The sequence below is a fragment of the Alteromonas sp. AWQ4_252 genome, assembly GCF_056158205.1.
In genome coordinates, this window is record NZ_JBSWSV010000001.1 from 1,608,921 (window position 1) to 1,635,085 (window position 26,165).

General features: G+C 45.4%; 19 protein-coding genes. 9 read left to right on the top strand and 10 right to left on the bottom strand.

The genetic code is table 11. The features are described from left to right. Nucleotides 1-13: 13 nt before the first annotated feature. From ACXACM_RS07275 to rapA, 5 genes are all read right to left on the bottom strand, one after another. Nucleotides 14-2,203 carry a response regulator gene (locus ACXACM_RS07275; protein WP_474820760.1) on the bottom strand — a complete coding sequence of 730 codons (2,190 nt, stop codon included), beginning with the start codon at nt 2,201-2,203 and terminating at the stop codon, nt 14-16. Between the two features lie 54 nt (nt 2,204-2,257). Beyond that, nucleotides 2,258-2,578, bottom strand: coding sequence for a hypothetical protein (locus ACXACM_RS07280; RefSeq protein WP_474820761.1), 321 nt, complete (start codon nt 2,576-2,578; stop codon nt 2,258-2,260). Between the two features lie 146 nt (nt 2,579-2,724). Further along, a complete protein-coding gene (locus ACXACM_RS07285) occupies nt 2,725-3,555 on the bottom strand; it encodes a DUF3530 family protein (protein WP_474820762.1) in 831 nt (276 codons plus the stop codon). A gap of 80 nt (nt 3,556-3,635) precedes the next feature. Beyond that, entirely contained in the window at nt 3,636-4,334 is a 699-nt protein-coding gene (locus tag ACXACM_RS07290; RefSeq protein WP_474820764.1) for a pseudouridine synthase, read from the bottom strand. A gap of 6 nt (nt 4,335-4,340) precedes the next feature. Next, nucleotides 4,341-7,166 carry an RNA polymerase-associated protein RapA gene (rapA, locus tag ACXACM_RS07295; RefSeq protein ID WP_474820765.1) on the bottom strand — a complete coding sequence of 942 codons (2,826 nt, stop codon included), beginning with the start codon at nt 7,164-7,166 and terminating at the stop codon, nt 4,341-4,343. A gap of 280 nt (nt 7,167-7,446) precedes the next feature. On the opposite strand from rapA, the gene ACXACM_RS07300 reads away from it, so the two are divergent. Further along, nucleotides 7,447-8,844, top strand: coding sequence for a PhoH family protein (locus ACXACM_RS07300; protein WP_474820766.1), 1,398 nt, complete (start codon nt 7,447-7,449; stop codon nt 8,842-8,844). Between the two features lie 112 nt (nt 8,845-8,956). On the opposite strand, the gene ACXACM_RS07305 is transcribed toward ACXACM_RS07300, so the two are convergent. The 3 genes from ACXACM_RS07305 to ACXACM_RS07315 are packed head-to-tail and all read right to left on the bottom strand — an operon-like array spanning nt 8,957 to nt 13,465. After that, a complete protein-coding gene (locus tag ACXACM_RS07305; RefSeq protein ID WP_474820768.1) occupies nt 8,957-9,979 on the bottom strand; it encodes an MBL fold metallo-hydrolase in 1,023 nt (340 codons plus the stop codon). A gap of 19 nt (nt 9,980-9,998) precedes the next feature. Then, nucleotides 9,999-10,514: a DUF3237 domain-containing protein gene (locus ACXACM_RS07310; protein ID WP_474820769.1), complete on the bottom strand. Its 516-nt coding sequence runs from the start codon at nt 10,512-10,514 to the stop codon at nt 9,999-10,001. A gap of 41 nt (nt 10,515-10,555) precedes the next feature. Then, entirely contained in the window at nt 10,556-13,465 is a 2,910-nt protein-coding gene (locus ACXACM_RS07315; RefSeq protein WP_474820770.1) for a TonB-dependent receptor domain-containing protein, read from the bottom strand. A gap of 423 nt (nt 13,466-13,888) precedes the next feature. On the opposite strand from ACXACM_RS07315, the gene ACXACM_RS07320 reads away from it, so the two are divergent. The 8 genes from ACXACM_RS07320 to ACXACM_RS07355 all read left to right on the top strand — a co-directional run bounded on the left by ACXACM_RS07320 (nt 13,889) and on the right by ACXACM_RS07355 (nt 23,957). Next, entirely contained in the window at nt 13,889-15,169 is a 1,281-nt protein-coding gene (locus ACXACM_RS07320; protein ID WP_474820772.1) for an MFS transporter, read from the top strand. 17 nt (nt 15,170-15,186) lie between these two features. Continuing rightward, nucleotides 15,187-16,260: a tartrate dehydrogenase gene (locus ACXACM_RS07325; protein ID WP_474820773.1), complete on the top strand. Its 1,074-nt coding sequence runs from the start codon at nt 15,187-15,189 to the stop codon at nt 16,258-16,260. Further along, the gene (locus tag ACXACM_RS07330) at nt 16,257-17,510 is read left to right on the top strand and encodes a glycerate kinase type-2 family protein (RefSeq protein WP_474820774.1); all 1,254 of its coding nucleotides are present in this window, start codon (nt 16,257-16,259) and stop codon (nt 17,508-17,510) included. Before ACXACM_RS07325 ends, ACXACM_RS07330 begins: the two co-directional genes overlap by 4 nt. A gap of 58 nt (nt 17,511-17,568) precedes the next feature. Continuing rightward, nucleotides 17,569-18,597 (top strand): AraC family transcriptional regulator, encoded by a 1,029-nt coding sequence (locus ACXACM_RS07335; RefSeq protein ID WP_474820776.1) that lies wholly within the window; start codon nt 17,569-17,571, stop codon nt 18,595-18,597. A gap of 189 nt (nt 18,598-18,786) precedes the next feature. After that, a complete protein-coding gene (locus tag ACXACM_RS07340; RefSeq protein WP_474820777.1) occupies nt 18,787-20,121 on the top strand; it encodes an MFS transporter in 1,335 nt (444 codons plus the stop codon). A 22-nt stretch (nt 20,122-20,143) separates the two neighbouring features. Next, entirely contained in the window at nt 20,144-21,541 is a 1,398-nt protein-coding gene (locus ACXACM_RS07345; RefSeq protein WP_474820778.1) for an aldehyde dehydrogenase, read from the top strand. A gap of 98 nt (nt 21,542-21,639) precedes the next feature. Beyond that, the gene (locus ACXACM_RS07350) at nt 21,640-22,476 is read left to right on the top strand and encodes a p-hydroxycinnamoyl CoA hydratase/lyase (protein WP_474820780.1); all 837 of its coding nucleotides are present in this window, start codon (nt 21,640-21,642) and stop codon (nt 22,474-22,476) included. A 14-nt stretch (nt 22,477-22,490) separates the two neighbouring features. Beyond that, nucleotides 22,491-23,957: an AMP-binding protein gene (locus ACXACM_RS07355; protein WP_474820781.1), complete on the top strand. Its 1,467-nt coding sequence runs from the start codon at nt 22,491-22,493 to the stop codon at nt 23,955-23,957. A 110-nt stretch (nt 23,958-24,067) separates the two neighbouring features. On the opposite strand, the gene ACXACM_RS07360 is transcribed toward ACXACM_RS07355, so the two are convergent. Then, nucleotides 24,068-24,997, bottom strand: coding sequence for an alpha/beta hydrolase fold domain-containing protein (locus tag ACXACM_RS07360; RefSeq protein ID WP_474820782.1), 930 nt, complete (start codon nt 24,995-24,997; stop codon nt 24,068-24,070). 249 nt (nt 24,998-25,246) lie between these two features. Further along, nucleotides 25,247-26,131 (bottom strand): LysR family transcriptional regulator, encoded by an 885-nt coding sequence (locus ACXACM_RS07365; protein WP_474820784.1) that lies wholly within the window; start codon nt 26,129-26,131, stop codon nt 25,247-25,249. Nucleotides 26,132-26,165: the final 34 nt, after the last annotated feature.

The following is a 26,165-nucleotide window of genomic DNA, read 5'->3' on the forward strand; positions in this document are numbered from 1 at the left end:
CATTTATAACGATTTAGTTTGCCGATTTTCGCAGAAGAAGCTTAAGCGTATTCTTTAGTTCCTGATAAGCAACGGGCTTAACCAAGTGATATCGCATACCTATAGCCAGTGATTTGGCGCGGTCGGTTTCGTAATCACTTGCGGTAACAGCAACCATTTGAGCCTGCTGACCCTGCTCTTTCAGGATGGACGCCACTTCAAATCCACTCATATCAGGTAGGTTTAGATCCATTAAAATGACGTCATAGTGGTTTACCCCAGCTTTAGAGAGTGCTCTTTCACCATCTTCCGCAATATCCGCGCGATAGCCGAGGTTTACAATCATATCATACAGAATTTCTGCATTAATGGTTTCATCTTCCACAATTAGCACTGAGGCAGATGAGGGGGATTGACTCGTTGCCAATTCTGGGGTGGCGAGGTAGTTTAAGGCATCGATAAACCGGTTCTTATCGATAGGCTTAACAAAAACCTGCCAGGCGTCAATTTCTGAGTTTGCAATGATATTGGCAATTTGCGGTGCCGCAGATACTAAAATGAGAGGAGGTGTATTCTTTCCTAGCATTGCTTTTAGGTAATTCGCAAGCTCGATGCCGCTAATTCCCGGCATTAAATAGTCGGTTATGATAGCATCATAATGTTGAATAGCATCTTGATTACTGAGTAATTCAGCGCCGGATTTGTACGAGTGTACTTCAAAACCTTCATGCTCAATCATATATGACAGGTGTAAGCGAGTGATTTCCTGATCATCTACAATGGCAAACTTCCCTTTTGGCTTATTTATTGGCGGTTTAGAAGTCTCGTCACGCATTTGTAGTGGAACAGTGAGGCAAAATTCTGAGCCAGAATCAAGTGCGCTTACAACGGTGATGTCCCCGTCCATCTCCCGAACTTGCCGTCTTGCTGCATATAACCCTACTCCTGCGCCACTGTATAATTTGGGTTTATCGTGTGCTTTGTAAAAGCGCTCAAAAATTTTCTCTTTTTCGGCATCATCAATCCCAATGCCGGTATCTACAATTCGAATTTGCAGTAAGAGTTTGCCATCATTCACTGCCACTCGGTTATACACGGAAACCATACCCTGATTGGTAAATTTAATCGCATTGTCTAACAAGTTTTTAAGTGCTTTACTCAATTTTGAAGGTGAGCCAATCACGAGATGAGGTAAGCTCGTTTCGTTAAATACTTCGCAATTTAAACCCTTTTCATGACATTGATAAAAAAAGTGACTGAGCGCATCGTCAAGAAGGCGAACTAAGTCGAACTCTTCTTTGCTGTCGCTTTCTTCGAGTTGTCGGTTCTGCATGCTGTCGACCAGATTGTTGGTTAGCATCAGCAGGCGATAGCAGGATTGTTCTGCACGTTGAACTAGCTGCTCTTGTTTTTCACGTATATTGGGGATCAGTTCAAGGGCTCCGATAATAGCGGAAATTGGAGAGCGAAATTCATGGCTCATGCTGGCCAGAAATTCTTCTTTTGTTGCCATCAGTTTGCTTGCCTGTTCGCTTTCCTGTCGCGCCCGTTGCTGGGCCTCTTTGACTTGTTCAAACTGATCATGAACTAATCGTGTAAGCGGGGTAAATAACATTCTTATGGCGAAAATCGCGCAAATTAGGGTAACAAACCAGGTTACCCCGAGCCACCAGCGATTGCCCTGTAGGTTATTTGAGAGTTGTTGCTCGAAAAACGACACCGCAAGATCTAAATCACTAAGAATTTTTTTTGCTGTTCCTGGCTGAATGGGGCGTGCGATTTCGGGCAGCGGGTGAGGCAAACTGGCCAGGTGGAGCGCTTGTTCTGCATATTCGCTAACCTGCGTGTCCAGCATAGCTGGAGGAGCAAAATACAGCGCTTCAAGATCACTGGTGAGTTCGGTGAATTCCCCTTTTTCTGGTACACGTCCTGTTAATACTTCATGGTTATCCAGAAATTCCCGGGTAAGTGCAACGAGTTCTAGTTTAAGGGATTCAGCTTCCTCTGGGGATGACGCTAAGGTAAAGGCACTACTAACGAGTGCTATTCGCTGGGACAGCATACGCTGTTTACCTGCTATATTAATAATATAGGGCTGGCTTTCTAAAGAGTAGAAATAGTGCTGCGTCCAGAAAAACCAAAAAGTAAGTAAGACAAGGGCGAGACTAAGGGTAGTCAAGTAGGTCTGTTTAATTTTCTTCTGCAACTGCTCAAAACTTGTCATATGGTGCTCATTTGTATTGCATCACAAAGGTTGCAAATCGACGTTGCATTGATATTACGGTCGGATCCCTACACAATCCAGAGGGCAAACACCTTTACCCTCAAGAAACACCAGACAATTTGAAAGTTCATTGACCATAGTTGGGTCGTGGCGGAGCTTTTCTTCTGACCAATAATGCAATTGATGAAGTACATGCCAAAATACACGCTCTTTAGGTGTATATGGCTGATCTTGTTGATAATCAACCAAGCTCCATTCTTCCATCGTATCCCAGAAGAAAATCTCTAATTCAGTATGTGGTATTTCCTCTTGCCAAAAACCGCGAAGATAAAAGCATAGTTGTGCGGCCTTGGTATCAACGAAAGAATTAAGCATAGTAAGTGGCCGTCAGATACCTTATTAATATAATTATTATAGTTGGTAAGTGAAGATTTTCATTTAATTAGAATAAAAAGTAAACATGTTATTGAATATTCACTAAATAAAATAAATGGCTTACTTTTTATAAGGTTTTAATGGAATTACCAGCCCAGATACCGGATCCAACCCTGTATTTCCTTATAAATGACCGAAGTAAAATCAGATGTATTCTGGCTATTGGATACTAGTGTCATTTCGCTCAGGCGTTTTTGTCGATAATGCATTTTTAATGCTTTATTTACCGCCGCCTGCCGTATTTCTAGAGATTTCAACAATGATGAGTTTTGCTGAGCAATGGCAATATCAAAGGTAGGAGTTGAGGAGTTAGCCATTTTTTCACTAACACTATTAATTAGCTCTGGTTGTGGCCAAAAGGAATTTAATAAAACAATGGAATCTACTGGGGGAATACGTTCATCAGCAAGAAGTCCCGTCAGCAGTGATGCTTGCATACCCTGAGTTATAAGAAGTCGGAAACCACTGATGCTGTTAACCTCGTTAAATGCTGCTTGCGCAAGCAAGACAGCTTCATTCTGGGCGGTTTCAATATTGATGATACGGGGTGAGGCAGACGCACGGGGGTGCATAGCATATACGAGGTCAATGTCTGATTCCTGCAATTGCTCTGACTCGGTTATTGATAACAGTGAAGGAACGATAAGTGTATGCCACCCAGAGTGGTTTAGTTTTTTAGCAAGAGAATTGGCATTACTTAGGGTTAGACCGCGCTGACCAGTATCTAAAAATATAAGCGCCACACCTCGGCTTAAACTTACCGTGGGTTGTCCGGGAAAGGCAGGCACTAGCTGTTCGCCCACTAGTAGAGTGGTATATTCTTCAGGCAAATACTGTTGTTTTATGTCGTCAATCTGCAGTGCTGAAGCGCTGCCTGCGCATCCAACCCATAGCATAAGCAACATTATACGAAGCACGATTTCACCTTTTTGTCTTCACCATAATCACAAGGTACTACATCGTTTATCGGCGTGTAATGGGGAAACTTAATGGTGTTTTAAGGGTTATTGATGTCCAGAGGAGCCGGAATGTGGGACATAAACGGTACGGCAGAAGTAAAACGTTGCCATTCTCCACTTTGCGGATGTTGCAGCATTAATGTTTCAGCGTGTAGTTGTAGCCGTGGTGCGCGGGCCCTTGCTTCCTCATGAGCGTAAAGTCGATCACCTAAAATAGGGTGGCCCAGGGCCAACATATGCATCCGCAACTGATGTGACCGCCCGGTAACCGGTAACAGTTCCATCCAGGTTTCATTGTCTAAACGTTTTACCACCTTAAAATGTGTAAGTGACGGTTTACCGTTTTCATAATCGATTTTTTGTTTTGGACGATTCGGCCAGTCTACAATTAACGGGATGTCGATACTGCCTTCGTCGGGTTCAACGATTCCATCAACTCGCGCATAGTAGCGTTTTTTCGTTATCCGATCCTGAAACTGTTTAGATAACTTTCTATGTGCCTCTTTGTTTAACGCCATTACCATTACCCCAGAGGTCGCCATGTCCAGACGATGGACGACCGTTGCAGTAGGCAGAACACGCTGCACCCGGGTAATCAACGCGTCCTTGTGGGCGGGTTGTATGCCTGTAACACTCAATAGGCCGCTTTGTTTGTTTGCCACCACGATATCGTCATCGTGATGGATCAACTGCAAATAAGGCGTGTAAGGCGGTTGGTAAACAAAGGTCTTTTTCATAAGTCGCTACGGATTATTCACCACGATACGCAACCCGTCTAATTGCACGGAAGCTTGCTGTAACGCTTCTGTTAGCGCCTGACGTTGTGACTCAATAAAGACTATTTCACTGTCACGTACTGCAGGGTTATGAGCTTGCAAATCACGCAGGCGTTGGGCTTCAGCCAACAGGGTGTCTGTCATTGTTGTAATGGCATCATGCTGTATTTGATTTGCAAGACGCTGGGCCAATAGGGCTGCTTTCTCAATGTGTTGGGTAAGAGGCTGCTGAAGCGCCTTTATTAACTGGTGAGCAATTTTTCTGCCTACCGGACGACCCACATCAAAGGAGAGGTCAACCTGGTTTCCCTGCGCATCTAAACACAATCGTATTGGTGTGGCGGGTAAAAAACGACCGGGTTGTAGCTTTTTCTCCGCATTAGCTTGCAACACAAACAAGGCTTCGAGCCAATATGCGCCCTTGGGCAGCGCTTTGTCGGCAATAAAGCCAACACTGGCTTTGCCGAGGGTGTCAGAAAGCACCATGTCAATAGCATTGTGCACAAGCGGGTGGTCCCAGCTAAGAAAATGAACGTGCTCCAGCGTCGTTGCGATACGACGGCGGTAGGTTACTGTCATACCCTCTGGGTCGAGCCCCGGCAAATGATTCACCATTGATTCAGAAGGAGTAAGAATAAAACAGTCATTGCCTTTTTCTTCCTGAGTGACGCCCAATGCATCAAAAAGCCTGCCCATAAAGCGTGATAATTCAACGGAAGTGTCTTGTTCTACAATGTCTTCGATGAGACCATCAACACGCCCTTCACCGGATGCATTTAATTCTAATAAGCGATCCCGGCCAGCATCTAGTTGCGCTTTTAAGGTTTGGTTTAGTGAAAGGCTGCTTTCCACCAGGTTATTCACCAGTGCATCGTTCTCTGGGTCAAGGCAAGCTTCAACCAATTTGTCCTGTACTTTGTCAAACACACCCGAACCGGTAGGGCAGGTATGCTCAAATGCGTCGAGGCCGTCGCGATACCATTTTAACAATACAGATTGTGCCGTTTGCTGAATAAACGGAACGTGAATTTGAATGTCTTTGGATTGTCCTATTCTGTCTAGACGCCCGATGCGTTGCTCGAGTAAATCCGGGGTGAGGGGCAAATCAAATAGCACCAAATGATGTGCAAACTGGAAGTTACGGCCTTCACTGCCAATTTCACTACATAAAAGAATTTGCGCACCTTCTTCAGGATCAGAAAAGTAATGGGCGGCTTTGTCACGTTCGACAATAGTCATACCTTCGTGAAAAACACTATGACGAATCCCACTTCGGGAACGAATGACTTCGCCTAGTTGCTGGGCCGTGATTTTATCGGCACAAATAAGTAGCACTTTTTCTGGGCGAACGGTGGGCAAAAAGTCTAACAACCATTCCACTCGGGGGTCGTGCTCATACCAACTGTTTACCAGTGTGGCCTGGCGTTCCGGATAGAGTGCATCGAAAAGTTCGCCGCCATACACGGCGCTGTCGTATATTTCAGGGAGCGCAAGGGGGTACGAACTAAGTTGCCTGATGGGAAACCCTTCAATACCGGCACGGCGGTTGCGGAATAGCAAACGACCGGTACCGTGGGTATCAATAAGTTGACTAATTGCTGCCTGGCGGGATTCGGAGCTATCGATATTTTCAAATCGAGCCATTATTTCCGGTGCTACAGTGTTTAGCGCATTCACAGCTTCGTCGGATAATGGCTCGTCATCCAGTAAAGGTGAAACCGCATCAGCCAGCGCACAGTACTGGCTTTCTTCTTCCAGGAAAGCGCCATAGTCGTGAAACCGGGCAGGGTCGAGCAGGCGCAGGCGAGCGAAGTGACTTTCATGGCCAAGTTGATCAGGTGTCGCCGTTAACAGCAATACACTAGGGGTGATCTTAGCCAGTGACTCAATGCGCTGGTACTCCTTTGACGGTGCCTCTGTTGACCAGGCAAGGTGGTGAGCTTCGTCAACTACCAGCATGTCCCAGCTTGCCTCTAAGGCTTGTTGATGGCGCTTGGGATTATCTGTTAAAAAGTTGATGCTACACAATACTAATTGATCACTTTCAAATGGATTTCCGCCGGCATCGTCGAGTGCTTCGCAGCGGCTCTCATCAAAAATGGCAAATGGCAGGTTAACCCGGCGCAACATTTCGACCAGCCACTGATGCACCAGAGAGTCAGGCACCACGATAAGGACTCGCTGCGCTTTCCCGGTTTTTATCTGGCGATGAATAATTAATGCCGCCTCAATGGTTTTCCCCAAACCAACTTCGTCTGCCAGCAATACGCGGGGAGCATGCCGGCTTCCTACTTCTGAAGCAATGTGAAGCTGGTGAGGGATGAGCTCGATTCGGGCGCCAGACAAACCAATGGTGGAGGATTTCAGATAAGCGTGCTGGTTAAGAAGTGCGTTTAAGCGCATGTCGAACCACTTGGGCGCATCGGTTTGAAAGTTAAAAAGCCGTTGTTCCGGTTGATTCAACTTAATGTGATTGTCCAACTGCATTTCTGGCAGTCGCACAGAGGCCTTAGTGTCCTCGCGAAGACCGTGATACACCAGCACGCCGTTGGATTCTTCAACCTCCTGCACTTGTAATGTCCAGCCTTCCTGGCTAGTCACAGTATCGCCTTCGCTGAAGATGAGTCTGGTAAGTGGGGCATTTTCCTTGGTATACATCCGGTTTTCGCCGGTGGCAGGGAAGAAGATTTCTACCGAGCGAAAATCGACACTCATCACTGCGCCTAAACCCAGTTCGGATTCGGTGTTGCTCAACCAGCGCTGACCAGCGGAAAATGTATTTACTGAACTCATATCGATACCTCAAATTTTTGCGGCCGGTATTGTACTGACACTCCTGATACGAATAAAGGTGAACTACCGTATTTAGGGTAATTCTTCGAAGTTCAGGGGGGGCTTATAAAAAAATAGCAAAAAAAAGTGATAAGTTGGCAAAACTGGATTATGGTGGAATTGAAAGTCGACGCGATACGGAGTAGATAATCCGGTTCGACGGTATCCATCTCTGTTGAGCGAGGCTCTTTGCTGCACGTCAGTAATCGACGGGCTTAGATTTCTCTTGTCGGAGCGAAGGATGCCAAGAAAAAAATCCACAGACACCAAAATTTATGTCTTAGATACGAATATCCTGCTACACGAACCTCTTGCTTTCCTCTCTTTTAAAGAACACGACGTTGTTGTACCAATGACTGTGTTAGAAGAACTTGATTACATCAAAGACAGCAAGAAAGATGTAGCCAGAGATGCGCGCGTCTCTATTCGGTCCATGGAAGATTTACTCCACGACGCCACACCAGAAGATATGCTGGCTGGCGTTTCTATGGAAGGGATGGGGGCAGGGGATAATAAACCATCCGGTTCGTTGTCAATTTTTGCCGACTTAAACATGGCAGAATCACAACAGATTTTTACCAGTAACGAAAATGACAACCGCATCATCAACGTTGCCCTGCATCTTCAGAAAACCTATGCGCCACAACAGGTCGTACTGGTCACCAAAGATCTTAACATGCGGCTCAAAGCTAAAGGCGCTGGCCTTGCACATGTGGAAGATTATCGTACTGACCAGCTTATTAGCGACATCAAATATCTCTCGAAAGGTTACCATCAGTTTGAAGGGAATTTTTGGGAGCAGGTTAAGTCTGTTGAAAGCAGAAGCGAGGGCCGTGACACTATTCACACTATTCCCCGCTCGGTGATGGCCGACCCCTACATCAACGAATATTTACTCGATGAATCAAAGCAGTTTGCCGGTATTGTGGAAGCCATGACATCTGACACGCTGGAAGTGTTGGATTTGGGCTACGAACGACTCATGAGTCGCCACGCGTGGGGGATTTCACCTAAGAATATTGGTCAGGCGATGGCACTGCATTCTCTTCTCGACCCACATGTTGACCTTGTTATCCTCACAGGCCCGGCGGGAAGCGGTAAAACTCTGTTGGCGCTAGCGGCGGCGCTGGAAATGGTGGTAGAAAAGAACATGTACGATAAGATTATTGTAACCCGTTCGACACCTGAGATTGCAGAGTCTATTGGTTTTTTACCCGGTACCGAAGAGGAAAAAATGGCGCCCTGGCTGGCCGCCATTACGGATTCGCTGGAAGTGCTTCACAAACACGATGAGAACGCAAAGAGCTCTATGAACTACATTATGGAAAAAGCCAATATCCAGTTTAAATCGGTGAACTTTATGCGAGGCCGCAGCATTCAAAACTCCATTGTGATCTTGGACGAATCACAAAACCTCACGGCGGCACAATTAAAAACCATTATTACGCGCTGCGGTGAGGGCACAAAGTTAATTTGTTCCGGAAACCTGGCGCAAATTGACAGCAATTATTTATCAGCGGTGACATCGGGCCTGACATACCTGGTTGAGCGTTTCAAAAACTTCTCGGGTAGTGCCACCATTAATCTGGATGGTGTAGTGCGCTCACGCTTGGCGGAGTTTGCTGAGCAAGAATTGTAATAGAATGAAGTATTATGCCCTGACTGTTGAGTCAGGGCATAGCGAAACAGCGTAATCAAATCTATCTTCCCGTAGACTTGAAGATAACCTTTTAAAGACTGACAGCCTGTGACTATTGGCTGATAATCCTGTTGTATTGTGCTGAAGCACAATTAGACAGGACGTCATACACATCCCTGGCATGCTCGCCCATTATAAAAGGGTGAGGTTCCCCTTTAGTACGATTGGCAAGCATCTCCATTTTTCTAATTGAGTCATCCCTTTTTCCATGATTCGATAGAAAAACAGTCACGTCTTGCTCTTCCGCCAGCGCTTTAAAGTTACTCGCAGACTTTGCATAAGCAGCAAATTGGGCTGGTTTAACGCCAAAGTTAAATCCGGTTCCACCCCATAATGCGGCTCTGAATGGTTGTCCGTTGTCATACACCGTAAAAAGGGGAGAAATCGTACCCATTGTATGTCCCGGAGTCACTCGAATTTCCATCTCAGCGTTACCTGCTGAAAGTATAGTACCATCTGTTACTGCAATGTTACCTTTTAACGCCGGAGCTGGCCCGAATCTGGGGTGCTCGGGCATGATTTCAGCAAGCTTCCAATCTGCTTCACTCATCACCACGGGCATACCATATTCTTGTGCCAGGTATCTGAAACCGCCGTAATGGTCGCCATGCGCATGAGTAATTACTAAATACGCAATTTTTTCAGGTTTAAGTCCCAGTGTTTTCATCCCGCCAATAATGGTTTCACGTGCTTCTTTATTGCTGGTCAGGGCATCAATTAAAATATAGCCATCTTCATCTCCCAATACCCATGCAGATACACCCGCGTTTCCAACAAAATACAAGTTGTCGAAGACTTGCATGGGGCCTATCTCTTTTCCGGGAGAACGTTCTCGCGGAGACTTTTTAGCGTCGGCGCTATCCTTCCTGCGAGGGGGGGCGGCACGGTCTCTGGGGGGATTCACATCGCGGAAGGTCATTGTTAAGTCACAGAGATTGGTATAACCAGGAAAGTACGAGCCGGCAGAAATACCTTTTTTTGCGAGTTGTTCCGCTTTAGTTTTTGCTTCCTCTGCTTGGCTGCAAAACACTACGCCAATGAGGAGAACAAATAGCAGCGAACGATGAGCTTGCATACAGGATCCTTCTATGTAGTTATTCCACGCGGTATATACGAATATTTACCGCTCTTGGGGATTTAATTGACTCAATGGTTCCAATATAAAAGTCTTTATTGAGCCAGTCATATTTTCCGGTAGCCACATGAAACTCTGGACGGGTAAATGCGTATCGCTGGCCGGTCAGTGTGTGAACAATACCTTTATTGTGAACGACAATAGTAACACCATCATCTGTCTTAAGTGCATAAATAGCTTCAATATTCTTTACATTGTCCTGGCGATTCACCTGCCAGTCGGCGCCGCCGGGAATTACGCTTCCTGAAATATTGTGACCTGTGAAATGCCCGCCAGTAATAGGAACTATGTATCTGTGGCCGTCGTCAGTTTCACCGACATCAATTTTAGTCCCGAGTTCAACATGTACTTGTAGCACAGGCGCAGATTGAATATGAGGGGCCGGGAAAGCATCGGTGTCTGAGTTTTCATGGGCGAAGACAGAAGAGTTAAGTATATAAAGGAGAGTAAAAAAAAACGTGTAACGAAGTAACATTGTAGGTTCCTTAAAAAAGGGCGCCTAAGCGCCCCTTATCTTTATATTTTCCAGTTTGCCTGGACATACAAGGTGCGGCCTATACCGTCAAATACACCCTGGTTTGTTGTTCCGCTGGTGCCACCTATGACTGGAGGTGCTTTGTCTGATAAGTTGTTAACGCCTGCTCTGAATGTTACTGCTTCTTCAAATGTATAGCTGGCAGACAAGTCAATATAGCTATAACTGCTACTGCCAGGCGTTGTTGAGGCTGGGTTTGAAACCACGCTAACGTCATCCATACTAGAAATATAACGCCAGCGTGCTGTAACAGAGAAATCTTCGCTAACGAGTGTCAGGCTATTGACCAGTTTCCATTCAGGATAGCTTTCTGTACCCGAAACTGTTCCGGCGTAATCCTGATAAGGACTGTCTTCAAATACCGCAATGTCAAACTTAGTTAAGTGATTAGCAAAACTATTAAAGACTAATTTCGATGAGTCGTTTACGAACTTAGCTGGCACTGTCCAGTTAAAAGATATATCCAGGCCACTTGTTTTATAACCACCCAGATTTAGATATGGCTGATTAACGTACTGGAAAATACCGTTGTTATTTCTGTCGAACTGCTGACAGAAAAAGTTTTCTGTGCTGTATTCAGGGTTTGAGCCGTCCAGGTTATAGCATTTCGCCAAAGACTGGTCGGCCGGTATAGCCGCAATTGCCTTCTCTATTTCCAGATCATAGTAATCCAGGGTTAACGACATATCCTCGAAGTATTCACTGTCAAAGGGGGATTCCAGCACCATACCTAACGTGAATGACTCTGCCTCTTCCGGATCCAATGTTCTGTCACCGAAGGTTGTTGTAACCAGCGAGTTTGAGGGCTGTCTGAATCTACCCAGAAGGGATGGATCCAGCCCTGTTGCTATACAAAGTGCCCCTATCGCGTCTGCATTTTCACCGCTCAGACCCGGATGGCGGTAGTCACAGGGATCACCGCCGCCACTAGTTGGTGAGCCTATTCCGGAAACTTGCTGAGTCCCTGCGTTAAAGAATTCTTCAACATTTGGAGCTCGTAATGCGTGCTGGAAGCCGGTTCTGAACAACACGTGTTCATTCGCCCGCCAGTCTAATTCTGCTTTATATGTGTTTGCTGTACCAGCCAGGTTGTAGTCAGAAAAACGGTAACCGACAGTCATATTCACTGCCTGGTCCATATCACTCGATGCCCATAAAGGAACATAAACTTCCGCGGAAATTTCTTTTACATCAATACTACCTGAAGTAGGTTGTGTTGCGGATAAACTAGCGAGCCTGTTAGCTGCAATGTCATCATCCGGGTTAAAGTCATATGTGTTTTCGCGATAGTGGGCACCAAGAGCGAATCGTACCTCACCGGCATCAAGCTCGGTTATCAAACCTTCGACGACACCTTCAATAACTGTTTGCTCCATTATCGTTTCATTGACTGGTGTGCGGGAGATATATGACAGACAGTCATCAGATAATTGGTTGAGACCGTTAAATACCTGGTAGCCGCCACTACAAATACTGTTACCACCATCAGGTGCATCAACCAGTTCCTGCATTGCAACATAACTCACCGAACCAGATGTTGTAGAGTCGGTATTCTTGGTACGGCCTTTTGAAACAAACACGTCCCAGGACAAATCCATGGATTCAACATAGCCGTTCAACCCTATTAAACCTTGCCATACTGTTGAGTCGGTATTATAGGTTCGCGGGCCAGCCGCACCTAAACGTACCTGATATTCTACCGGTAAATCCGGCTGGCTCCTTGAAGCAAGCAAATCAGAGAAGGCTTCATTTGCAACAATATACGGATTGGTTACCGGAACGAACACACTCCAGGGAGCTGCCAGTACGGGCTCTGACCCTATATTTTGAGCTTCACTATCTGAGTATTGGAAATGCCCATAAAGTGTCAGGTCGTCATCCAGAATATAATTTGCTTTACCAAATATGGCTTTTCTTTCAAGAGGAACCTGCACATAGTTATAGTAACCAGGGTGGTAACCATAACCAGAATCACTCACCAGGAAAGGAGCTTCTGTAGGGCCTCGGTAATTGATCGCCTGGCCGCGACTGACTGCGAAAATTGAGCCGTCATCATTAACCCCGAAAAAGCTTCTGTTACTCACACCCTCAAACCCATAGCCGGCGAACAGTTCATTAACAGCATCTGCACTTGGTGGTACGTCAGGTAACGTTCTGCTGAAAGGTGTAAATCCACTAGCTGGTTGATCTAAGAAGAACGGCCTGTCCTGAATAGAAATCCCTTCCCGGTCTACCCATTCAGCACTAATAAACACATTACCCTTAGAATCAGAAAAATCCGAACCATAAGCGATACCATATAGTGTGGTTTGGCCATCACCATCTTTGGGTTGAGTTAGTTTCGCAGATAGTTCCAGCCCGTCAAGATCTGTTCGGGTCTGGAAATTTACGACACCTGACATTGCGTCTGAGCCGTAAGTTGCAGAAGCCCCGCCACTGACAATCTCTACACCACCTATAGCATTGGAAGGAAGCGTGTTTATATCAATGGCACTGTTTGCATTAGAAGACTGCATGCGGCGACCATCGAGTAACACAAGGTTTCTCTGAGGCCCTAAGCCGCGGAGATTCAGTGTAGACTGCCCAACAGTTCCCCCGGAACTGCTGTTACTGAAGCTACCCTGGCCAGGCTGAAACTGAGGAAGCTGACGCAGATAATTGTCCAGCGTTACGTCGCCGGCACGGGCAAAATCTTCTGCGTCGGTTGTCACTGTCGGGCTGGAAGAGACGAGATCTTTACGCTTAATTCTGGTACCTGTTACGGAAATTGTCTCGACTAGTTGTTCTTCCTGAGCTTCTGTCGTTTGCGGCTCCTGTGCGAAAACCATTGCTGGACTTAACATAGCTCCAATCAATACGGCAATTTTCGTTCTAGCGTGTGATTCAGTCATAAATGCTCCAGTGTGTCTTTTAATATAATCAGTCTTAGTGCGTTAGCTCGGCGAACCGGTACAGGCAAATTTGTTAACTGAAGTGTTAATTAAATGTTTAAATTATTAAATGGCAGATGATGACTATTTTTTTTGCATAATGTGACACTAGGAAGTTTATGCAAAGAAATTATTGATGTCTGATAAAGTGCTTCTATATTGGTTGGTATGGTTTTTAAGGTTATGAAATATATATATTTTATTGTGATTTAATCTTGGTTTTTTTGCACTTGAAAACACCAGTAAAGTTTAAATTTACAGATGATTTTTTACTTTTTTGTAAAAAAAATTGCATATTGTTCAACTTTTATTTTGAGTGTAATGTCCTTTTTCATTGTTAAATTAATGAAAATGGTGATGGTGTTGTCAACTGAACAATTAACGATGAAAAGGGTTGCTTGGAGAATCGTCCCTTTCATTATGTTGCTTTACTTTGTTGCTTATCTGGATCGGGTAAACGTCGGTATTGCTGCAATCACGATGAACGATGATATTGGCCTGTCCAAGGCTGCGTTTGGATTGGGGGCAGGTATCTTTTTTATCGGCTATTTTCTTTTTGAAGTCCCTTCTAATCTCATTCTTCACAAAGTTGGCGCCCGCAGGTGGATAGCGAGGATTATGTTAACCTGGGGTCTTGTTTCCGGCGCCATGGCCTTTGTACAGGGGCCCATCAGTTTCTACATACTCAGATTTTTATTAGGGGCTGCAGAAGCGGGTTTTTTTCCCGGCATAATTCTGTATTTAAGTTATTGGTTTCCATGTCGATATCGCGCGGGGATCACGGCAATGTTTATGGCAGCAGTGCCAATTTCAATCGGCCTTGGTTCGCCAATATCCGGATGGCTGCTGTCTTTCGACGGCATCATGGGAATGAAAGGCTGGCAGTGGCTATTTCTCATTGAAGCCCTACCTGCTGTGTTATTGTCTGCTGCAGTTCTACTCTTTCTTACTGACAGGCCGGAAAAGGCGAAATGGCTGCCTGAAGAGCAAAAACAGTGGCTTGTGGAAGAAATGAGCAAAGAGAGAAAAGCCGTTGCAGCAAGTCATGGTGCTTCAGCCGTTTTCTCTGCGCTGCTTAACCCGCGAATTCTGGCGTTGGCACTGGTTTATTTCGGCACATCTGCCGGGCTTTACACAATAGGGATATGGGCCCCACAAATACTGGCGCAATACGATCTAACCTTAACCCAGATTGGTTTGGTTAATGCGATTCCCCCTGTCTTTGCTGTAGTAGCAATGGTTTTCTGGGCAAAACACTCAGATAAAACGGGCGAGCGTACAACCCACGTATTCGTCGCGTGTATTGTTGCTTCCGTAGGCCTGTTTGCCGCAGCTTTTACAACATCTCTGCTGGCTGCGGTGTTGGCACTCATTGTCGTCAACGTGGGAGTGAGTTCTGCTAAACCACCTTTATGGGCAATTCCTACTCAGTTTTTGACAGGCTCAGGGGCTGCAGCGGGTATTGCTGCAATCAATTCTATCGGCAATCTTGGCGGCTTTTTCGGGCCAACGTTAATCGGCTACATCAAGATGTCAACCGGAGACTATACGTGGGGACTGATTGGCGTTGGTATTAGTCTGGTGGCCTCAGCATGTATCGTGTTGTTTTTAACAGGAAAGCCAACCCAAACCCATACTTCTATTAATTCAACAGCGCTTAAGTAAGTGCATAAGGGGTAAATGTGAAAAACTATTCAATTGCGGCGATACCGGCGGACGGTATAGGTATAGAAGTCATCAACGAAACCGTTGACGTTCTCAATGTATTACAGGAGGAAACCAAAAAAGCGACCTTTAATTTTGAGTTTTTCGACTGGGGATCAGACTACTATAAAAAGCACGGCGAAATGATGCCAGATGATGGCTTAGAAAAGTTAAAGAAACACGATGCCATATTATTTGGAGCGGTGGGGGCACCAGACGTACCAGACCACATAACTCTGTGGGGCCTGCGATTAAATATTTGCCAGAATTTTGATCAATACGCTAATGTGCGACCAACCCGTGTATTGCCCGGAATTAGTTCTCCGTTAAGAAATTGTAAGCCCGGGGATCTGGACTGGGTAATAGTCAGGGAAAACTCTGAGGGTGAATATTCGGGTCAGGGAGGGCGATCTCACCGCGGAATGCCAGAGGAAATTGCGACAGAAGTGTCTATTTTTACCCGTGTGGGCGTGACCCGTATTATGCGATATGCCTTTGAGTTGGCGCAAAGCCGTCCAAGGAAGCAGTTAACGGTCGTCACCAAATCCAATGCACAGCGACATGGTATGGTTATGTGGGATGAAATAGCGGCCGAAGTGGCGCAGGAATTTCCCGATGTAATCTGGGACAAAATGCTGGTTGATGCTATGACAATGCGTATGACGCTAAAACCAGAATCTTTGGATACCATTGTTGCAACGAACCTTCACGCAGACATCTTATCTGATTTAGCCGGTGCTTTAGCGGGAAGTCTGGGTGTTGCACCGACTGCCAATATCGATCCTCAGCGTCGCTTTCCGTCGATGTTTGAGCCAATTCACGGCTCAGCGTTTGACATTACCGGAAAAGGAATAGCTAACCCGGTTGCATGCTTCTGGAGTGCAGCACAAATGTTGAATCACTTCGGGGAGTTTGAGCTCGAAGCCTTACTGATGGAAGCAATAGAGCACGCCACGGGTGTAGGAAAACTGACTCCTGATGTAGGTGGTAAAGCAACGACAAAAGACGTTACTGAAGCCGTCATTCACTATATTCGTGATCACGCGAAATGAATGCAGATGTACAAAAAGCAACATTAACAGCTATTGCGCAGGTAGCTATTGATAGCGTGGTTCCATCCGCTGACTGGTTTGCTTGTTTGCCCGCACCGCCCAAGGGGCGGTGTGTTGTGATAGGGGCAGGTAAGGCGTCCGCATTGATGGCGGCGGAATTAAACAGCTACTGGGAGGGGGTGCCGCTCTCTGGCGTAGTTGCAACCCGATATGGACATGGTGTCTGTGCGGGACGAGTTGCAGTAATCGAAGCAGGACATCCGGTACCCGACGAGAATAGCGAACGTGCTGCCAGGGCAATGCTGGATGCCGTAGTTAACTTGTCAAAAGATGATCTGGTCATTAGTTTGATATCCGGTGGTGGCTCAGCGTGCTGTGCATTACCTGTTGAAGGTATTCATCTTTCTCAGAAGCAGAAAATTACCCAATCGTTATTGAGAAGTGGCGCATCTATCAGTGAAATGAATGCAGTCAGGAAAGCACTGAGTCAGGTCAAAGGCGGCCAGCTTGCAAAAGCTGCCGCGCCTGCACGGGTATTTAACCTGATAGTGAGTGATATACCCGGAGATATACCGGAGGATGTGGCTTCCGGCCCCACAATGACAAGCACGAGAAGACCATTGTGTGCACAAAAAATACTCGAGAAATATGGGTTATCCGAGTGGAACCAATTCGTTCCTCTTCACCAGCACAAAGAGTCGGGCGATGATGTAAACATAGAGTACACGATTGTCGCATCTCCCCGACAGGCTCTGCAACGCGCCGCGGAAGAAGCAAAGAAATACGGTTATAAGCCTGTCGTGCTAAGTGATCAAATTGAGTGCGATAGCCAAGTCCTGGCCAGTATCATGGCTGCCATAGTGAAGTCCGCTCAAACAGCCGGTCATCCTGATAAACCTCCTTTGGCTATCATCAGTGGTGGAGAAACATCGGTTACCATTTCAGGTGAATCATATGGACGGGGTGGCCGAAACACGGAATTTGTTCTGGCGCTGATGAATGAATTGGAAAATCTTCAAGGTGTCGGTGCAATAGCCGTAGACAGCGATGGCATAGATGGTACCGAAGATGCCGCAGGGGCATTTTTACTCTCAGATAGTCAATTCAGAGCTATGGAAAATAATCTGGATCTTGAGGAATATCTTAAGAAGCATGACAGCTATTCATTTTTTCAAGAGATGGGGGATTTATTTATCACCGGACCAACGTTGACTAATGTGAACGACATACGCATTATTCTTGTGGATTAAATGACTTTGCCTTCTTATTTAAGTTAGAAATGTACCAGGAATCTAGGAGAGTCAGACGGTGAACACTGATAAAATGGAGTATGGGTCCGCTGCTAATCATTACTTGACTGCACTGGTCGAGGCCGCTGCGCTCAAAGGTGTTGACGTTGATATTCTGATGCAAGGCATAGGCTTGTCAAGAAACGATCTGTTTAGACCTGAACACCGCATTCCCACTGAAAAACTTGCTGAGATCCAAAAAGCAATCTGGCGCTGGATGGATGATGAGAGCATGGGGTTGAACGATGTCCCAATTCCTTTTGGCTCGTACTTTATGATGGGGCAATTGACGGTTGGGCAACCCACATTAAAAAAAGCACTAAAACTGGGGATCCGGTTTTATAATTTGTTGTTTCGAAGAGAGCAGATAACGTTGCAGGAAGCCGGCAAAACAACGGTTCTTCGCACAAGGCTTCACAAGCCTGAACTGGATTATCAACACCTTTTTGCCGAAATTTGTCTATTGTCTTGGCATCGTTACGCAGCGTGGTTAATTGCTGATGAATTGCCGATCGTTGAATGCCGTTTTCCATATCCCACACCTGCACATATCGCAGAGTACAACTACCTGTACCCAGGCCCTCACGTATTTGAGGCTGACGAACTTTCGTTAGTGTTTCCCACTCGATATCTGGATAAAGAAGTGAGGCAGAACAGCGCTAGTCTTAAAGTTTTTATGAACCGGTGTCCGTTGGAGTTATTTCGTCAGTATAAAGCTGATTACAGTTTAAGTGGTGAACTTAAAGCGCTGATAAAGTCAGGCCTTCAAAACGGATCGGCGACAATCCACAATTGCGCAGACAAAATGCACATGACCACCCGCACACTAATGCGTAAGTTAAAAGACGAAGGCACATCATTCCAACAACTCAAAGATATTATTCGGCGAGACCGATCGATGTATCTGCTTGCACAAACAGCTATTCCCATTAACGAAGTAGCCGAGCGTGTCGGTTACTCGGATCCTACTGTATTCACCCGCGCATTTCGCGCGTGGACAGGGGAAACACCCCGCGCTTACCGGGTCAGACTCCTGCAAGAAGACTAAGCGCACTTTGCATTAATTACAAAGCTGTCACTTTTTGTCATATTTTTAGTCGCGTTCTGCCATTCACAATGCACATCAATTCATTAACAATTGGTTTCAAGTTGTAAACATCAGTTTAACGTCCCCGGGTTTTCATGTCGCCTAAGGCATGCCTTAACGGCGTTTCACACAAACTGAATTTGGACAAATATGAACCAACCTATAGCGAAGATTATCGACAACAGCGACATCAGCAGGTTTCAACTACTCGCCATCACTATTTGTGTAGCACTTAATGCGCTCGATGGTTTTGACGTCTTGGCCATCAGTTTTGCATCGCCGGGGATTGCCGCAGAATGGGGAATTACGAAAGCCGAGTTAGGAGTCGTACTTGCTATGGAACTCATCGGCATGGCAATTGGATCAATTGTTTTGGGTGGTTCGGCAGATAAATATGGACGAAAGCCAACCATTCAATTCTGCTTGCTATTGATGACCTTCGGTATGTTAGCAGCGGCGATGGTGTCCAGCATACCTCAACTGCTCATAGTTCGCTTCATTACCGGGTTAGGCATTGGCGGAATGCTGGCGTCGACCAATGCTATGGTCGCGGAATTTGCCAATGCAAAATACCGTAATCTGTGCGTGATTATTATGGCCACAGGTTATCCCATAGGCGCGGTACTTGGCGGAACGGTTGCATCTGAGTTACTTACTACCTATTCCTGGCGTGCTGTCTTTTTCTTCGGTGGGTCCGTGACAGGTGTGTTTATCCTCATAGTCTGGCTGCTATTGCCCGAGTCAGTTATTTATCTTGCATCCAGTGGTGCAACAAACAAGTTAGAAAAAATTAATAAGACGCTTCGCAAGATGGGTAAACCCGTTGTGGATGTCATCACTGATAAAGCGGTTATGAGACGCAAATTTCGCTTCGCTGAATTGTTTTCTCCCAACTTAAAACGGCTGACTATTTTGTTGCTGATTGCATACTTTGCGCAAATTATGACGTTCTATTTCATTCTCAAATGGATCCCAAAAATTGTTGTCGATATGGGTTTCCCGGCAAGTGAAGCTGGTCAGGTCTTAGTTTATGCAAATCTAGGTGGCGGGACAGGTGCAATACTACTGGGCCTTGTTGCAAGTAAGTTTGATCTTCGCAAGGTACTTTTACCCGTTCTGGTAATGGGGTTCGTCATGGTTACAGTATTTGGAATTGGCTACGACTCACTGACGCAGATTGCGATAATTTCAGCCGCGACAGGCTTCTTTACCAATGCTGGTGTGGTCGGTCTTTACGGTTTAATGGCAAAGGTTTTTCCCCCCGAAGTGCGTGCCAGCGGAACCGGAGTGGTAATTGGATTTGGCCGGGGTGGTGCAGCCTTAAGTCCTATTTTAGCCGGAATTTTGTTTAGCGGTGGATTGAGCTTGCTCGCAGTCGCTGCGGTAATGGGGGCAGGTGCATTAATCGCTGCGATAGCGGTATATCTGTTGGGGCGACCAGCCAGGGAACATATCTCTGCTGCACCCGATGAAATAACAAACTAACAATAACGGTGAAGATGAACTTATGAAATTTACCCGAATAAATCCACTTACAGGCGAAATCGCCAGTGAAGCGGAAGCAATGAAGCCTGAAATGATAGATGATATTGCTGAAAAAGCACAAGTTGCCTTTTCAATTTGGTCTCAACAAGGTCCAAATATGCGCCGCGGCGTTTTACTGAAAGCGGCTGAAGCGCTGGAAAGTAAAAAAGATGCTTTTGTAAATGCCATGATGGCAGAGACTGGCTCAACTGCAGGGTGGGCAATGTTTAATCTCATGCTTGGTGCATCAATGCTTCGAGAAGCAGCTTCACTGACTACTCAAATCAGTGGTGAGGTCATTCCTTCCGACAAGCCTGGCTGCCTGGCCATGGCCCAGCGTCATCCCGTAGGCGTTATTCTGGGGATCGCACCCTGGAACGCGCCCATCATCCTTGGGGTAAGGGCCATTTCCACCGCGTTGGCTTGTGGGAACGCGGTTATTCTCAAAGCTTCTGAAGTGTGCCCTCAAACTCACTCTCTGATTATTGAAGCATTGTCCGAGGCAGGCTTTCCTGACAATACCGTAAATATTGTAACCAATGCTCCGGAGGATGCTCCTGCTGTGGTTGGAGCTTTGATTGATACAAAGCATGTTAAGCGCATTAATTTCACAGGCTCTACTGAAGTCGGGCGAATTATTGCCAAGCGCGCAGCAGAACATCTCAAGCCTTGCTTGCTTGAGCTTGGTGGCAAAGCGCCTTGCTTAATATTGGAAGACGCAGACCTCAATGAAGCGGTAAAAGCAGCATCTTTCGGCGCTTTTATGAATCAGGGACAAATTTGTATGTCAACTGAACGACTAATTGTCGTAGACGCCATTGCTGATGAATTTGTTCCTCAGTTCGCTAAGAAAGTGAAAACAATGCGCGCTGGAGATCCACGAGAAGGTAAAACGCCACTTGGGTCGGTGATCGATCAAAAAACGGTAGACAAAGTGAATGCATTGATTGAAGACGCTGTTTCAAAAGGGGCGAAGGTGGTTGCCGGTGGACAAGGCGAGAGTGTGCTGATGGACGCGACGGTTGTTGACGGCGTTACCAAAGACATGGCCATCTATTCAGAAGAGAGCTTTGGGCCGGTGGTAGCAGTTATTCGTGCTAAGAATGAAGCTGATGCCATACGCATTGCTAATGATTCTGACTATGGCTTAAGTGCCGCTGTTTTCACTCAGGATACAGCGAAAGGAATGAAGGTCGCCAATCAAATTAATTCAGGTATCTGTCATGTTAACGGCCCTACGGTGCACGACGAAGCACAAATGCCCTTTGGCGGAGTAGGCGCGTCTGGATATGGAAGGTTTGGAGGAAAAGCGGGAATTGAGCAATTTACAGAATTGCGTTGGATAACAGTAGAAACAGAAGCCGGCCATTATCCGATTTAGACCACTAGTAGTGTTAATTGTGCTCCGTTTTTAAAGACAAAAAGTGAGTGCGATTTTAGGTACCAAATTAGAATATGTACGAAGGTTAAGGAATTAATATGAGTAACGAAAGAATAGAAGAAGATACAGTTGAAGTTATTATTGAGAACCAGATCGCATGGGTCAATTTAAACCGGCCAGAAAAGCGTAACTGTATGAATCCAAAGCTTAATCGCCAGATGATGCGGGTGCTGGATGACATAGAATACCGCGATGATGTATCCGTTGTAGTGCTCTCTGGCAACGGTGAATCATTCAGTGCTGGAATGGATTTGAAGGAGTACTTTCGCGAAAATGAGGCGAAAGGCCTGGGGGCTACCCGTCAGGCTCAGCGAGAAGCCTATGGTTGGTGGCGCCGGTTACGTTGGCTCCAGAAACCTACAATTGCCATGGTCAATGGTTGGTGTTTTGGTGGAGCATATGGGCCACTTTTCAGTTGTGACCTGGCGTTTGCAGCTGAAGAAGCAACATTTGGCTTGAGTGAGATCAACTGGGGAATCTTACCAGGTGGCGGAGCAAGTAAAGTGGTTGCTGATCTGCTTCCTTTACGTCATGCCATGTATCACGCGATGATGGGTGAAAACATCGATGGTAAAAAAGCAGCGGAATGGGGTCTGGTCAATGAAGCTGTACCTCTCGAACAACTGAAAGATCGCGTTACAGCGGTATGTGATGTCTTGAAAGAGAAAAATCCGGTGGCGTTGAAGGCTACCAAGGACGCAATTCGTCGTGTGAAGGAAATGACATACGACAATGCTGAGGATTACCTTGTACGAGCTCAGGAAGCTGCAAATAGCTTTGACAATGATGGCCGTAAAGAGGGAATTAAACAGTTTATCGACGATAAAACGTACAAGCCAGGTCTGGGCGCTTACGACAAATCCAAACAAGGTTGAGTAAGGGGGCTAGAATGCATGCTTTAACCCTGCAAGCAAGACTCAGACCCCGGAAAGTGGCCATTAACGACCTGACTTCAGGTCGTTCTTGGACATATTCAGAATGGGAAGAGTTTATTGGTAAAACCGCTTTCTGGTTACGCGAGCAAGGTTTGAAGTCAGGTGACCGAGTGGTCTGCGTGGCTAAAAACTGTGCCGAATTGGTAGCGATGCATTTTGCGACTGCTGAGGCTGGTGTGTTATTTGTTCCACTGAATTGGCGGTTGTCAAAAGACGAGATCAACACGTTAATTCACGACTGCAAGCCGGCCCTTATTGTGGGTGATGAGCTTGCAGAAGGTATAGGACAAGCCTACTTTAATTTAGATAAACTAAGTGAAAGTGTCGAAAATGGTGAGTGCCTGAAACTTGTTGGAAAACATCAGGACAGTCCTTCATTGATATTATATACATCGGGGACAACAGGTTTACCCAAAGGCGTGCTTCATTCTGAAAATACGATCATGGAAACGACGTTAAATATGGCGTTGCTCGGCCAGGTTGATGAGGGAAGTGTGTTCCTGTGCGAAGCACCAATGTTCCACGTCATTGGCCTGATTTCCTGTGTCAGACCTGCGTTGTATCAAGGTGGAACACTGCTTATATCTGATGGATTTATTCCTGAACGTACATTGCTTAGACTGGCAGATCCTCAGCTTGAAATTACACATTATTTCTGTGTGCCCCAAATGGCCAACGCGTTGCGTCACGAAGAAGCTTTTGATCCTGGCAAGCTGAAAAGTCTAAAAGGAATTTTGACCGGTGGAGCACCACATCCGGCTGTACAAATTCGCGCATGGCTTAACGACGGGATACCTATCGTAGATGGTTATGGTATGAGTGAAGCCGGTACCGTTTTTGGCATGCCGTTTGACCTCAACATTCTCGATGAAAAGGCAGGTTTTGTTGGAGTGGCTACTCACCGAATCCAGGTTCGTTTGATGAAAGGTTCCAGTGATGTAGCGGGAGTTAACGAAGCTGGAGAAGTGCAGTTAAAAGGTCCGAATTTATTTATTGGTTTGTGGAACAAAGACGACGCTTACGCTGAGTGTTTCACAGTCGATGGGTGGTTTAAGACCGGCGATATTGCACTGTGTGACAAGGATGGTTTTTATCGCATAGTCGACAGGATAAAGGACATGTTTATCTCCGGCGGTGAAAATGTTTATCCTGCCGAAATTGAAGCCGTTGCCCTTAGTGTGGATAACGTTAAAGAGTGTGCTCTCATTGGTGTGCCAGATGAAAAATGGGGTGAAGTAGGATGTTTATTTATCGTACCTAAGTGCCCAGCTGAGCAATTTGATATGGGTCATTTAAATGATAAGCTCGAAGCTTCACTTGGACGGTATAAATTACCTAAAAAAATAAAACTTATGGACGCCTTGCCCCGAACAGGTGCCGGTAAGGTTAGAAAGAATATATTAAAGCAAGAGTATGTATAAAGCCCGTTTTTACGGGCTTTTTTATATTCTGTATATTTAATTGTACTGTTTATTTTAGATTTTTATTGATCGCATTAATGGTTAAGTGAAATTTAATTATCTATATGCATTTAATTTTTAACAGGTAGGTATTTTTTAATAAATTCCACACCGGCATTAACATATTCTTGCGTGTCAAACACAGGATCCCCGTGCCGTGCATTTGTCACGATAATCAACTTATTTGGAATATCTACAGAATCAAGCTTCGCTTTTAGCAATTTACTTTGACTGTCCGGCACGATTTGATCATTTGCACCGTGCATAATGATAAATGGAGGAGTATTCGCATCAATATATGTAGTTGACGACGCCCATTCGGCCAGGTCAGGCCTCTCTATGGGCGAGGCACCCAGCAATTTTGCTTCTGCTGCATCAGGAGCGTCGTGATCAACCTTTCCGCTGTTACCGCGCATTGCATTGATATCACTAGGCCCAAAAAAATCAAGTACCACAGCAACGGTATATTTGGGCTGATGGCCCTTAATGTAAAACTTTGTATCGGTATCATTATTAGATGTTGCAATAAGAGAGGCAAGGTGTCCTCCTGCGGAGCGCCCCATCATGCCAACATTTTTTGCATCTATGCCATAATCATTCGAATGATCTACCAGATAGTTAATCGCGTCGTTAATATCAGCTACCGGTGCAGGAAATATCGCATCACCACTTAACCTGTAATTAACCGCCGCAATTGCGTATCCCTCTTTAACCAGCGCATTCACGAGCGTTCCATTTTTAGGCACGAACTCGTCTTTTGAGCCTCTGAACCATGCACCTCCATGAACCCAGACTACCAGGGGTAAGATATCCGTTTCTTTTTCATCAGGTAAATATAAATCAAGTTGTAGATTCTTTTGTTCAGTTTTTTTATAAGTCAACGTCGTAATATTATAGCCGGTTTTTACGGGCGGTGTGGAATTGCTTTCTGACGTTTTATTGCAGCCTGTTATCATTAATATGCTTAGTGGTATAAGACTTAATTTATAAAGGTTTTTCATGTGGTGATCCTTTAAGAAGTGCAAGAAGTTATTATACTTGCAGATACGTATTTATCAATATTGATAATTTTTGTTTGCGTGTTTTTTATGATGATATAAAACTATATTTTCTGGTTTTCTCGTGGCTAATTAATTGGTTTTTTGAACGTTGGGTTTAGTGCTGGCTTCGCTTTATTCTGTTAAAAAAAATGGTAAAAGTTAATGTTGCTTATGAAATTGCATTTTGTCTAAGTGCTGAAAGGTTTTCATTCAGATGACAGGCTGAATGGTATCCATTATTAGCTCGTATCGCTTTGGTAAATCACGATAGCGCGATTGAATTAAATAGAGAGGTTCCGACACATCTTTCTTCGGTGAGTAAACTGTAAGCGAATCTGCAAAAGGTACGAACTGCTTTACACTGGTTGGCAAAACAGTAAAACCTACGCCTTGGCTCACAGGTAGCAGGATCTGAGACAACTGATTGATATACCCTGCTTGAACAAGTTGAGTTACCGGTAAATCTGCAAGAGTTGTCTCGCCGCAATGGTTAAAGTACAGTTGCACATAATAGTTCGCGTCTGGATGATTAATGATCCCTAAAGTATTCAGCGTTTCACGAATAGGTACTTTTGGGTCTGTCTGTGAGGGTAGAAATAGACTAAGCGGTTCCTCGCCCAAATACCGCGATACGTATAACGCATCATCCGGTTTGTGCGTGACAACACCAATATCAATATCACCGTTTTCCACAGCCGTTAAAATTCGACGTTGCGGAGAGACTTCAACTTGTATATTCAGTTTGCAATGATCTCGCTGAAGACTTGTCAAGGCGGGATAAACCCGTTGCGCTATTGCGCCTGAACAACCTATTGAGCACTTCCCCTCAAAAGGCGCGTCGAATTTTAACGCTTCAATGAACTTTGCTTGCTTCTTCTTTGATTCCAAGGCGAACTGGTAAAGCCGTCGTCCCTGTTCGGTTAGTTGGACACCTTTCCCTTGTCTCGTTAGTAAGTTGCAATCACAAACGCTTTCTAGTTTTTTTATGTGCTGCGACACACCGGGTTGTGTCATGAATAAGGTTTCAGCAGTACGGGTAAAATTTCCGGTTTCCACAAGGGTAATAAAGGTTTGTAAAAGCTTAGGACTTAACATGGTATAAATTTATATTATCAAAATTAGAATATAT